Origin of the sequence: Mesorhizobium sp. M4B.F.Ca.ET.143.01.1.1 (assembly GCF_004792275.1) — a bacterium.
GTDB classification, from domain to species: Bacteria; Pseudomonadota; Alphaproteobacteria; order Rhizobiales; family Rhizobiaceae; genus Mesorhizobium; species Mesorhizobium abyssinicae.
This window is the reverse complement of the sequence record NZ_SRSR01000001.1, coordinates 582,408-594,269: the sequence shown is the minus strand read 5'-3', so window position 1 is coordinate 594,269 and position 11,862 is coordinate 582,408. Positions and strand designations below refer to the sequence as shown.

Sequence of the window (11,862 nt, the reverse complement as noted above, 5' to 3'; positions counted from 1 at the left end):
CCGTTTTGCGGCAGCGTGTCGAGGGAGAATGCCGATGCCGTCGAAATCCGCGCCGAAGCCACCGCCAAGGAAGACGGCGGCCGTCCGCTCGCTCGAGCACGAACGAACACACGAGGTCGAGGAAGAGGAACTCGAGGAAGGTCTCGAGGACACGTTCCCGGCCAGCGATCCGGTGTCGATCACCTCGACCTCCATTCCGGGCGGCCCCGCAAGACCTGGCAAGGCCAAGACGGTGCCGGGGCGCAAGCCACGCAGGTAAGAAGGCCAGCAAAAAGGGCGGTCAGGATATCCTGCCGCCCTTTGAGTATTTCGTGGCGTTCGAACCGCCTTAGAACGTGCTGGGCACGATCCACGGATCGATTTCGATGCCCAGACGCTGGCCCTTGGCGGCGTCGGTCTTGGTCGTCGCGCCGGTCTTTTCGACCGAGCCGGTCGTGCCGCAATCGAGCTTCACATTGGCGTTGGTCTGGACGCAAGCCGCGGCAGGAGCCTGCTTGGCCTGATGGCTGGTGCCGGCGAAAGCGGCGCCCGAGAAAGCCAGGACGGTAGCGAGAGCGAGGATTGTCTTTTTCATCATCTTTCTCCGGTCAACCTTTTTCGTACATGTACGATACGACGTACATATACGTCCGGAGGAGTGGGAGTTCAAGTGAGAAATTGTACATGTACGGTCAAATTTTCTGAAAATACAAAAATGTCGCACGGCGCGACGCTCGGCCAGATCGGACGGTAAAAACCGGGGGTTCGCTCCTGCGCAATGCCGGCCCAAAACCGCTGGGCGGAATTGCTCCAGTCAGCAGTTGACTGGCGTCTCGGTCAGCGGCGGCACGTCCTGCGTCGAAAGCGAGGCAAGCGTGAAATCGCACATCCGCTTCACGAAAGCCTCCGGGTCGCCGAACGGATAGAACGGAAAGGTGATCAAGAGCGAGATCGTGCCGTGGCCGACCGCCCACAGCATGGTGGCGATGGCGCGCGGGTCGCCCTTGAGCTTGCCGGCGGCGACGCAGGCCTCGACCCTGCTGATCAGCACCTTCATCGCCGGATTGCCCTCTTCCATGTCCTCGTAGCTGCGGCCTTCCGGCAGCCGGGTCTTTTCGGTCATGAAAACGGTGCGGTATTCGTTGGGATTGCCGAGGCCGAAGGCGGCGTACTCGGTCATCACCGCCTGCAGGGCCTCGATCGGATCGTCGGCGGGGTGCGCCTCGATGCGCCGCGCCAGCGTCTCGAAGGCGTCCTCGGCCAGCGCGAACAGGATGTCCTGCTTGTCGGCGAAGTAGGAATAGACCGACATCGGCGCGTAGCCGACCCGCTTGGCCAGCTTGCGGATGGTCAGGCCCTCATAGCCTTCTTCCTGAACGAGCTTGTGGGCCGCTTCGACGAGTTCGGAGCGCAGCTCTGCTTTCTGTTTTTCGCGGCGTGTCTGGACGCTCAACGGCAAGGTTTGCCTGCCTTCGTTGGTTGGTTGCCTTGTTAAATTATATACGCTGTACGGAAACGAACAAGTGCGTGGCAGGTTCCCCAACGTCCGCCCTAACCCTTTGTTCCAACGCAATTCCGGACGGAAAATCGCTTTGGGCGGCCTGCCCTAGATGGCGCCGATGCCGCCGTCGAGCGCCAGCGCATGGCCGGTCATGAAGGAGTTGGCGGGATCGGCAAGAAACAGGATCCCCGTTGTGATCTCGTCAACCTCGCCGGCCCGCTTCATCGGCACGCCGCGCGTGAGTTCGGCAATCGCCTCGGCTTCCGGGGAGCCACTGGCGCGGACGAAGCCGTCCACCATCGCGGTCCTGGTATGCGCGGGACAGACTGCGTTGATGCGCACGCCCTTGGTGGCATATTCGGCAGCGGCCGAGCGCGTCAGGCCGACAACGCCATGCTTGGCGGCGGCATAGACCGACAGCTTGGGCGCGCCGGACAGGCCGGCGACAGAGGCGACGTTGACGATGACGCCGCCCTTGCCGCTTGCCTTGAACTGCCGCTCCATTTGCGGGATCTGATGCTTCATGGCGTAGAAAACGCCGAGCAGGTCGACCTCCAGCACCCGGCGCGCCTCGTCCGACACCACCTGCGGCAGGCGCACGAAGGAATGGACGATGCCGGCATTGTTGACGGCAATGTCGAGCCGGCCGTACTTCTCCACCGCCAGCGCGACGAGATCCTCGGAGAGTTTCTCGTCGGCGATGTTGCCGGCGAGGATTGTCGACTCGACATCAAGCGTCGCGGCGAAATCGCGTAGCGCAGCCTCGTCGAGATCCGATAGGACCAGCCGCGCACCTTCGGCGGCGAAGGCGTTTGCCGCGCCGCGGCCGAGGCCGCCGGTCGCACCGGTGATCAGCACGGTCGCTCCATCGAAACGGCCCATCGCTCAGTTCTCCCAATGTCAAACCTTGTTGTCGATCAGGTCTACCGCGAGCGCGGCAAGCAGTTTTACCGCCTCGCCATAGGTCCTGGCCTTTTCCGGATTGGAGGCGTTGCCGTCCAGCGCGCGGCGGTAGACGCCCTGGCAAATCGCTGCCAGGCGGAAGAAGGAGAAGGCGAGGAAGAAACTCCAGTTGCCGATGCCGGCAATCTCGCGCCGCTGGCAATAGGCGTCGACATAGGCTTCCTCGGATGGCAGGCCAAGCCTAGCGCGGTCGACGCCACCGAGGCCGCGAAAGCCCGATGCATGCGGCAGGCGCCATTGCATGCATTGATAGGCGATGTCGGCGAAGGGGTGGCCGAGCGTCGACAGCTCCCAGTCGAGCACCGCAATCACTTGCGGCTCGCTGGCCGCGAAGATCATGTTGTCCAGCCGGTAGTCGCCATGCACCAGCGAGACGCGGCCATCATCGGCCGGCATGTGCGTCTCCAGCCAGGCGATCAGCCGGTCCATATCCGCCACCTTGCCGGTTTCGGAGGCGCGGTATTGGCTGGTCCAGCGGCCGAACTGGCGTTCGAAATAGCTGCCGGACTTGCCGAAATCCACAAGCCCGACAGCTTCGACGTCGACATCGTGCAAGGCGGCCAGCGTTGCGTTCATGGCATCGTAGATGGCGGCGCGATCCTCGTTCCCGGATGCCTCCGGCAGCGACGGGTCCCAGAAGATGCGGCCGTCGAGGAACTCCATGACATAGAACATGCGGCCGATGGGCGAGTCCTCGCCGGACAGGTGCAGCATGCGCGGCACCGGCACGGCGGTGGCGGCAAGCGCCTTCATCACCCGGAACTCGCGATCGACCTGATGCGCGGATTTCAGCAACTGGCCCGGCGGCTTGGCGCGCAGCACGTAGCGGCCGCTTGCCGCGGTCAGAAGATAGGTCGGGTTCGATTGTCCGGACTTGAACTTCTCGATGGCGGAAAGCCCGCCAAAACCCGGGATATGCGCCTCGAGATAGGGCGCAAGCGCCGCCTGATCGAGCGCGTTCAGGTCGTTCATGCGGTCTCGGGCTGGCGCTCGATCAGCGTCAGGGTCAGCCAGCGCGCGGTCAGCGCCGGCTTCTTCGAGCCCTCGATCTCGATGGTCACGTCATGCGCCGTCTGCACCCAGCCCGAGGGCCTGACCTTGACGTCGGCGAGCACGAAACGGGTGCGGATGCGCGCGCCGGTCTTTACCGGCGCCAAAAAGCGCAGCGAATCGAAGCCGTGGTTGACGCCCATCTTGCTGTTTTCGAGCGGCGGCATGGTCTCGAAGGTCATCGCCGAGAGCAGCGACAGCGACAGGAAGCCATGCGCGATGGTGCCGCCGAACGGCGTCTCGCGGCTGGCGCGGTCCGGATCGCAGTGGATGAACTGGTGGTCGTCGGTGGCGTCGGCGAACTGATCGATCATTCGCTGCGTGACCACGCGCCAGGGCGACACGCCGACTTCCTTGCCGACGCTGGCCAGAAGCACATCGAGACTGATCGGTTCCACGCTGATGTCCTCCACTTCACCCCCGCCGGCGTTCCGGTCGGACATTCATTCCTTGAACAGGGTCAGCCCATGCTGCACCGACTGGCCGCCGTCGATCGGCAGGATGGCGCCGGTGACATAGCTGCCCGCACGGCTGCACAAATAGAGCGTTGCGCCGGCAATGTCATCCGGCATGCCGATGCGGCCGATCGGAACATGGCCGCCGACATGTTTCGCCTGTTCCTCGGTTCCGGTCGCAAAGGCGGTCATCCGGCTCTGGAAGGGGCCGGGGGCGAAGGCGTTGACGGTGATGCGGCGGGCGGCGAACTCGATCGCCAGCGTGCGCGTCAGGTGATGAACCGCGGCCTTGGAGGCGGTGTAGGAATAGGCATCATCGGCAAGCGGCTGCGTGCCCATCACCGAACCCAGATTGATCACCCGGGCCGGATCCGCCTCGCTGGCGGCGGCGTCGAGCAGCGGCAGCAGCTCGCGCGTCAGATGGAAGACAGCGGTGACGTTGACGCCGAACACCTTGGCCCAGGCGTGGTAGGGGAACTCTTCCAGCGGCGCCCCCCAGGAGATGCCCGCATTGTTGACCAGAATGTGCAGCCGCTCCGTCCGCGCCTTTACCTCGGCGACGAGCGCGGCGATGCCGGCTTCGCTGGAGACGTCGCCGGCAAAGCCCTCGGCATGCCCCGGGCCGCCGAGGGCGTTGATTTCGTCCGCGACCTTGATGCAGTCCTCGCCCTTGCGGGAGGCGATCATGACGCTGGCGCCGGCCCTGACCAGGGCGGTCGCCGCCATGCGGCCGATGCCGGTCGCGGCACCCGTGACCAGCGCGGTCTTGCCGGCGACCGAGAACAGCTCGTCCAGATAGCTCATGGCGCTCCTCCGCAATCTCGCCGCAGGCCGAGGCCAGGGGACTCGCCTGGGGACTCGCGTTGACAAGGCTAGCCGAAGTACGGTCATCCTTGCCACGGGTAAAGAGGCATCTCCGAAAGGATCGGAAGCGATGGCGGACATGAATCTCGGCATGACCGAGCGGCTGAAGCCGATCCACGCACGCGTCGCGGCGATGGTGCGCGACGAAATCGCGCCGCTCGGCGAGGAGTTCCTGGCCGAGATCGGCAAGGGGGGCGACCGCTGGGTCTACACGGCGCGGCAGACCGAAATCCTCGAGGGCCTGAAGAAGACCGCCCGGGAACGCGGGCTGTGGAACTTCTGGCTGACCGGTTCGGAGCGCGGCTATGGCCTCTCAACCGTCGAATACGCCTATCTGGCGGAGGAGATGGGCAAGGCGCATCTGGGAGCCGAGACCTTCAACTGCTCGGCGCCCGACACCGGCAATATGGAGGTGCTGGAGCGCTACGGCTCGGCGGAGCACAAGCAACAATGGCTGGAGCCGCTGCTCGACGGCAGGATCCGCTCGGCCTATCTGATGACCGAGCCGGACGTCGCCTCCTCCGACGCCACCAACATTTCGATGCGCTGCGAGCGGCGCCGCGACGATTATGTGCTGAACGGTGAGAAATGGTGGGCGTCCGGCGCCGGCGATCCGCGCTGCGCCATCTACATCGTGATGGTCAGGACAGGCTCCGGCGACGATCCGCGTCATCGCCAGCATTCGATGATCCTGGTGCCTTCCGATGCGAAGGGCGCGACCAAGCTCAGGGCCATGCAGGTCTATGGCGACGACGATGCGCCGCACGGCCACATGCATCTCAGGTTCGACAATGTGGTCGTGCCGGCGTCGAACCTGATCCTCGGCGAGGGCAGGGGCTTCGAGATCGCGCAGGGGCGGCTGGGACCGGGCCGCATCCATCACTGCATGCGCGCCATCGGCCAGGCCGAGATGGCGCTGGAGATGCTGTGCCAGCGCTCGGTGCGCCGCGAGGCCTTCGGCCAGCCCCTGGCGAAACTCGGCGCCAATTTCGACACCATCGCCGAATGCCGCATGGAGATCGAGATGGCGAGGCTGCTCTGCCTCAAGGCGGCATGGATGATCGACCAGGGCGACGCGCGCGCCGCCGCGCCTTGGATCAGCCAGATCAAGGTCGTGGCGCCGCGCGTCGCGCTCAAGGTCACCGACGAGGCGGTGCAGATGTTCGGCGCGCAAGGCATCAGCCAGGACACGCCGCTGGCGCGCTCGTGGACGCATTTGCGCACGCTGCGCCTCGCCGACGGGCCCGACGCCGTGCACCGCCGGCAGGTGGCGCGAACCGAGCTGAAGAAATACACGCAGGAGAAGGTCTGAGCGCGAGGCTTGGCCAGTCACTGCTCTGCGACAAGCAAGGAGTATCCCTGATGACCCTCCCATCCGAAATGAAGGCGCTGCTGCTGACCGGCGACGGCTATACCAAGACGCCATCCGGCAGCGCGCTTGAGGCGATGGACCCCTATCTCGAGCAAGGCACGATCGCGGTGCCGACACCCGGACCGAGCCAGGTGCTGATCAAGGTCAGCCTGGCCTCGATCAACCCGTCCGACGTCGCCTTCATCAAGGGCCAGTACGGCCAGGCGCGGGTCAAGGGTCGGCCGGCCGGCTTCGAGGGCGTCGGCATCGTGGCCGCGACCGGCGGCGAGCCCTACGCAACGGGTCTGGCCGGCAAGCGCGTCGCCTTCGCCACCGGCCTGTCGAACTGGGGCGCCTGGGCCGACTATGCGGTCGCGGAAGCGGCGTCCTGCATCCCGCTGCTCAACACGGTGCGCGACGTGGATGCGGCGGCGATGATCGTCAACCCGCTCACTGCGCTCGCCATGTTCGACATCGTCAAGCAGGACGGCGAGAAGGCCTTCATCATGACAGCCGGCGCCAGCCAGCTCTGCAAGCTGATAGCCGGCCTCGCCAAGGAAGAGGGCTACAAGCCGATCGTCACCGTGCGCCGCGACGAGCAGATCGCGCTGCTCAAGGACGTCGGCGCCGCCCATGTGCTCAACGAGAAGGCGCCGGATTTCGAGGCCAGGCTGCGCGAAGTGATAAAGGCAGAGCAGCCGCGCATCTTCCTCGACGCGGTCACGGGGCCGCTGGCCTCGGCCATCTTCAACGCCATGCCGAAGCGCTCGCGCTGGATCGTCTATGGCCGGCTCGACGCGGAGCCGACGGTCATCCGCGAGCCGGGCCAGCTGATCTTCCAGCACAAGCATATCGAAGGCTTCTGGCTCGCCGAATGGATGCGCGAACACCGCGACCGGATGGGTCCGGCGGTCATGGAGGCGCAGAAGCGCTTTTCCGACGGCCGCTGGTCGACCGACGTGACGGCGGTGGTGCCGCTGGAAGAGGCGATCGGCCGCGCGGCGGGGGAGCTCGTCAAACCGAACGGCAAGGTGTTCATCAAGCCGTAGGTTTTCCCTTCACCCCGTTCACGGGGAGAAGGTGCCCCAAGGGCGGATGAGGGGCGGCGCTGACGGCCGTGATTGGCCGTGCTGCTGGCGTTCGTCGTCATCGATACCAGGCGGCAATCTCGCAAGCTTGGTGCTGCCCCTCACCTGCCTGCCGGCATCCTCTCCCCGTATAGTGACGGGGAGAGGAGAGCTAGACCTACTCCGCCGGCTCGACGTTGGTGTAGGCGGCTTCCTCGAGCTCGCGCTTCAGCCGTGCTTCCTCGTGCGTCTTCGGCGTAACGAAGCGGCCGAGCAGCAGATAGGCGACCGGGGTCAGGAACAGGGTCGAGACGGTGGCGAGGCCAAGCCCGCCGACGATCACCCAGCCGAGCGCAATGCGCGCCTCGGCGCCGGCGCCGACGGCCAGCACCAGCGGCACGCCGCCGAGCACGGTGCAGATCATCGTCATCATCACCGGGCGCAGGCGGATGATGGAGGCCTGCTCGATCGCCTCGCGCACCCCGAGCCCGCGGTCCCGCAGCTGGTTGGCGAACTCGACGATCAGGATGCCGTTCTTGGCCATGACGCCGACGAGCAGCACCAGGCCGATCTGGCTGTAGGCATTGAGGCTGGTCCCTGAGAGCAGGAGCGCGAAGATCGCGCATGCCAAACCCAATGGCACCGTCGCCATGATGATGATGGCGCTGACGAAGCTTTCGAACTGCGCGGCAAGCACCAGCAGGATGATGACCAGCGCGAAGCCGAAGATGGTGATCATGGCGCTGTTGGTCTCGCCCAGCGTCGCCGCCTCGGCGAGCGGCAGGATGCGACTGCCCGGCGGCAAGAGCGGCGTCGCGATCTCCTCGGCGCGGCTCAGCGCGTCGCCGAGCGCGAAGTCGCCTGACAGGTTCGAGGTGATGGCGACCGACGGCTGCTGCTGCTCGCGCGTCAGCGACGGCGGCACGGCGCGTTCGGTCAGCGTGGCGATAGTCGACATCGGCAGGAAGCGACCGTCGCCGGTCTTCAGGAAGATGTTCTCGAGGTCGGTCGGGTCGTTGATCGGGTTGGTCGTCGACACCAGCTTCACGCCATAGCTGCGGTCGGCGATATAGACGTCGACGACGTCGTTGCCGTCGAGCATGGCCTGCAGCGTGTCGGCCAGCCCGGTGATGTCGATGCCGAGGTCGGAGGCGCGTTCGCGGTCGATGGCGACGGCAAGCTGGGGCTGGGTCGGGTCGACGGTGAGCCGTGGCGTCTGGAAGCGCTGATCCTTCTGCATCTCGGCAATGACCTTGCCGGCCGCCTCGCCGAGCGCCTTGCGGTCGTTGCCGACCAGCGCGAACTGCAGGCCGTTGCCGGCGCCGCGGATGCCAAGGCTGTTGGGCTGTACGGGGAAGACGCGCACGCTCGGCACCTGCCTCGTCAAACGGCTGATCTCGGCCACGATCTGCTGCTGGCTGCGCGCGCGCTCGCTCCACGGCGCCAGCGTCATCACCATGAAGCCTGAGTTGTAGGCGCCGTTCTGGCCGGCGTTTTCGAAGGTGCTGCGGATCTCGCCGGAATCGCGTAGCGGCTGGATCAACCTCTCGATCTTCTGCATCTGCTCGGTCGTGTAGTCGAGGCTGACGCCTTGCGGCGCGCTGATGCGCAACAAGACGACGGCACGGTCCTCGCTCGGCGTCAGCTCCTGGCGGATGGTGCCGAAAAGCGTGAAGGCGATGCCGGCAAAGAGCACCGCCACCAGCACCACCAGCCACGGCGCGCCGAGGCAGGCGTGCAGGCAGCGCCGGTAGGTCGCGTTCAGCGCGCCGCCGATGCGGGCGCCGAGGCCCTTGCCGCCTTCATGGTGGAGCGAGGCGCTGGACAGCATGCGCGAGGCGAGCATCGGGCAAAGGGTGAGCGCGACCACGCAGGACAGAAGCACCGACATCGCCAGCACGAAGCCGAATTCGCGGAACAGGCCGCCGGTCTGGCCGGGCAGGAAGGAGATCGGCACGAAGACGGCGACCAGCGTCAGCGTGGTGGCGATGACGGCGAAGAAGACCTCCTGCGCGCCGAGCACGGCCGCCGCGCGCGGCCCCATGCCTTCGTTGCGCCGGCGCACGATGTTTTCGAGCACGACGATGGCGTCGTCGACGACGAGGCCGGTCGCCAGCACCAGCGCCAGCAGCGTCAGGATGTTGACCGAGAAGCCGGCAAGATAGATCGCGGCGATGGTGCCGATCATGGCGACCGGCATCGACAGGCCGGGGATCAGCGTCGCGCGCCAGTCGAGCAGGAAGGCGTAGATGACGATCAGCACGATCGAGACCGAGAGCGCTAGCGCGATCTCGACCTCGTGCACGGCGCCGTTGACGAAGACCGCGTCGTCGCTGGTGACCTTGATCGACATGCCCTGGGGCAGGTTCTCCTGCAGCTTGGCGACCGCCGCCCTGACGCCGGTCGAGATGTCCAGCGTGTTCGATTCCGCCTGGCGGATGATGCCGAGGCCGATGCCGGTCTTGCCGTCCGAACGCAGCGCCGTCTGGCCGACGTCGGGGCCGAGCGTGACGGTGGCGACATCGCGGATGCGCGTCTTGCCGCCGACGGTGATGTTCTCGAACTCCTCCGGCGTCGTCACGTCCGCCGTCGTGCGCACGATCAGGTCCTGGTTGGTGGTGGTGATCGAGCCGGCCGGCGAATCGAAGGCGACCGAGGCAAGGGCTGTCCGGAGATCGGCGACGGTGAAGCCGTGGCTGGCGAGCTTGTTCTGATCGACGTCGATGCGGAAGATCTTGTCGCGGTCACCGGAGACCTGGACGTCGGCGACGCCCGGGACGGCGGCGAGTTCGTCCTCGATCTGGTCCTGGACGATCACCGTCATGTCCTGCACCGACATGGTGTCGGAGGTGACCGCCAGTCGCATCACCGGCTCGGAATTGGCATCGGCCTTGACGATGCGCGGCGTGTCGGCCGTGTCCGGTATTTGGTTGGAGATGCGGCTGACGGCGTCGCGCACATCGGAGGCGGCGACGTCGAGATCGACACCGTCGTTGAACTCGATGGTGACGCGGCTGTTGCCGAAGGAGGAGGTCGACGAGATCGACTTGACGCCGGAGACGCGCGCGACCGCACCCTCGATCGTGTCGGTAAGCTCGCGATCGACGGTCTCGGCTGCCGCGCCCTCGAAGGTGGTGCTGACGGTGATGACGGGGCGGTCGACATCTGGCAGTTCGCGGATCTCGACGCCATAGAAGGCGGCAAGGCCGGCGACCGCGATCAGCGTGTTCAGCACCAGGGCCATGACCGGCCGGCGGATGAACAGCGCGGTGAAGCCGCTCTCGCTGGCGGTGTTGGCCCCGCCGCTCATGGGCTGGCGGCTTCGGCGGCGCGCTGCTCCTCGCCGGCGATGCGGACCTCGCCACCATCGCTGACGCTCTGGGTGCCTTCGGTCACCACCATGTCGCCGCTGACGATCGGCGCGTCGATCAGCACTGTCTCGGTGTTGCGCTGGATGATGCGCACCGGAACGCGTTTGGCCTTGCCGTCGGCGACCGCCCAGACATAGGCGCCGTCGGACCCCCACAGGATGGCCAGCGGACTGACCGCCGGATAGGAGTCGCCCGGGAATTTCATGCTGATCTGGAACGACATGCCGGCGCGCAGCGAGTCCGCCGGGTTGGCGATCGTCGCCTTGACCAGCAGCGTGCGGCTGACCTCGTCGATATGGTTGTCGATTGCCGAGACCGTGCCGGTATAGACCTGGCTGGGGTTGGCGATCGGCGTCGCCGACAGTTGCGCACCGACCTTGACGGCGGCGGCGAAGCGCTCGGGCACCAGGAAGTCGACCAGTATCGAGGAGCGGTCGTCGAGCGTGGCGATGGCCGACTGGCTGGTCACGTAATTGCCGGCGGAGATCGGCAGGATGCCGACCGTACCCGCTATGGGCGCCACGATCGAACGGCGCTGCAGGGCTAGCTCGGCGTCGCGCAACGACAGCTTGGCGTTGGCCAGCGCCACCTCGGCATCGGCGACGGCGACCGGCGTCGCGGCGTTCGAGGCCCGCAGCGACTTGACCCGGTCGAGCTTGTCCTGCGCGTCCTGCAGGCCGACCTTGGCGCGGTCCTCGGCAATCACCTCGGTGTCGGAATCGAGCGTGGCGATGACCTGGCCCTTGTCGACATGGGTTCCGGAGGCGACCAGGAATTGCACGAGACGTCCGGAACTGTAAGGGTTGACCGTCACCGAGGCGTTGGCTCGGCCGGTGCCGATCGCTTGCAGGCGGTCGTTGATGGTGGCGGTGCTCGCCGGCAGGGCGACGACATTGGCCGGTCGCCGGGTGCTGTCGCGACCGCTCGCCTGCCTTGCCGGGTCGACGGCGCCGGTCGTCTGCGCCGATGTCGCGGCATCGGCCCATTCGATGCCCCAGCGTGCCAGCACCTCATGCGCGCCGGGGAAAAAGCGTACCCAGGCGGCCGCGGCGGCCACCAGGATCACAAGCGCAAAAACGATCTGTTTCCAGGCGGCCATCGGCACTCCGGTCGGCAAAACGCCTACAGTTTCCCCAAGCAAAAAACGCAGCGACGCACCCCGGCAATGTGCGAAGCCACGCGATATCATGGCTTTATGGCAATTCTGCCGCTGCCGTGCACATTAAATCTGCGTAACGTTGGCCGGCCGCCGGACCAAATG

11 protein-coding genes are annotated in these 11,862 nt (G+C 66.1%); 3 read left to right on the top strand and 8 right to left on the bottom strand.

The features are described 5' to 3' along the window. Nucleotides 1-34 precede the first annotated feature (34 nt). The gene (locus EN786_RS02805) at nucleotides 35-259 is read left to right on the top strand and encodes a hypothetical protein (protein ID WP_127308945.1); all 225 of its coding nucleotides are present in this window, start codon (nucleotides 35-37) and stop codon (nucleotides 257-259) included. 69 nt (nucleotides 260-328) lie between these two features. Here EN786_RS02805 and EN786_RS02800 read toward each other — a convergent pair whose 3' ends face one another. The 6 genes from EN786_RS02800 to EN786_RS02775 form a co-directional block, all read right to left on the bottom strand. After that, the gene (locus tag EN786_RS02800) at nucleotides 329-574 is read right to left on the bottom strand and encodes a DUF680 domain-containing protein (protein ID WP_127286101.1); all 246 of its coding nucleotides are present in this window, start codon (nucleotides 572-574) and stop codon (nucleotides 329-331) included. Between the two features lie 219 nt (nucleotides 575-793). After that, nucleotides 794-1,438, bottom strand: coding sequence for a TetR/AcrR family transcriptional regulator (locus tag EN786_RS02795; RefSeq protein WP_127286102.1), 645 nt, complete (start codon nucleotides 1,436-1,438; stop codon nucleotides 794-796). Nucleotides 1,439-1,585: 147 nt separating this feature from the next. Beyond that, on the bottom strand, nucleotides 1,586-2,362 hold the full coding sequence (locus EN786_RS02790) for an SDR family oxidoreductase (protein ID WP_127308946.1): 777 nt from the start codon (nucleotides 2,360-2,362) through the stop codon (nucleotides 1,586-1,588). An 18-nt stretch (nucleotides 2,363-2,380) separates the two neighbouring features. Then, on the bottom strand, nucleotides 2,381-3,415 hold the full coding sequence (locus EN786_RS02785) for a phosphotransferase (protein ID WP_127286104.1): 1,035 nt from the start codon (nucleotides 3,413-3,415) through the stop codon (nucleotides 2,381-2,383). Continuing rightward, complete coding sequence (locus EN786_RS02780; protein WP_281015710.1) at nucleotides 3,412-3,936, bottom strand: MaoC family dehydratase; 525 nt, start codon at nucleotides 3,934-3,936, stop codon at nucleotides 3,412-3,414. The genes EN786_RS02785 and EN786_RS02780 overlap by 4 nt, the downstream gene beginning before the upstream one ends. Continuing rightward, nucleotides 3,937-4,752 (bottom strand): SDR family oxidoreductase, encoded by an 816-nt coding sequence (locus EN786_RS02775; protein WP_127308947.1) that lies wholly within the window; start codon nucleotides 4,750-4,752, stop codon nucleotides 3,937-3,939. A gap of 130 nt (nucleotides 4,753-4,882) precedes the next feature. Between EN786_RS02775 and EN786_RS02770 the strand changes: the two genes are divergently transcribed. Both EN786_RS02770 and EN786_RS02765 read left to right on the top strand, forming a co-directional pair. Next, nucleotides 4,883-6,124, top strand: a complete 1,242-nt coding sequence (locus EN786_RS02770) for an acyl-CoA dehydrogenase family protein (RefSeq protein ID WP_127308948.1) — start codon at nucleotides 4,883-4,885, stop codon at nucleotides 6,122-6,124. A 50-nt stretch (nucleotides 6,125-6,174) separates the two neighbouring features. Next, the gene (locus tag EN786_RS02765; protein ID WP_127308949.1) at nucleotides 6,175-7,212 is read left to right on the top strand and encodes a zinc-binding dehydrogenase; all 1,038 of its coding nucleotides are present in this window, start codon (nucleotides 6,175-6,177) and stop codon (nucleotides 7,210-7,212) included. Nucleotides 7,213-7,408: 196 nt separating this feature from the next. Here the strand turns inward: EN786_RS02765 and EN786_RS02755 are convergent, their stop codons facing one another. Beyond that, nucleotides 7,409-10,540 carry an efflux RND transporter permease subunit gene (locus EN786_RS02755; protein WP_127308951.1) on the bottom strand — a complete coding sequence of 1,044 codons (3,132 nt, stop codon included), beginning with the start codon at nucleotides 10,538-10,540 and terminating at the stop codon, nucleotides 7,409-7,411. Further along, entirely contained in the window at nucleotides 10,537-11,700 is a 1,164-nt protein-coding gene (locus tag EN786_RS02750) for an efflux RND transporter periplasmic adaptor subunit (RefSeq protein ID WP_135907955.1), read from the bottom strand. The genes EN786_RS02755 and EN786_RS02750 overlap by 4 nt, the downstream gene beginning before the upstream one ends. Between the last annotated feature and the right edge of the window lie 162 nt (nucleotides 11,701-11,862).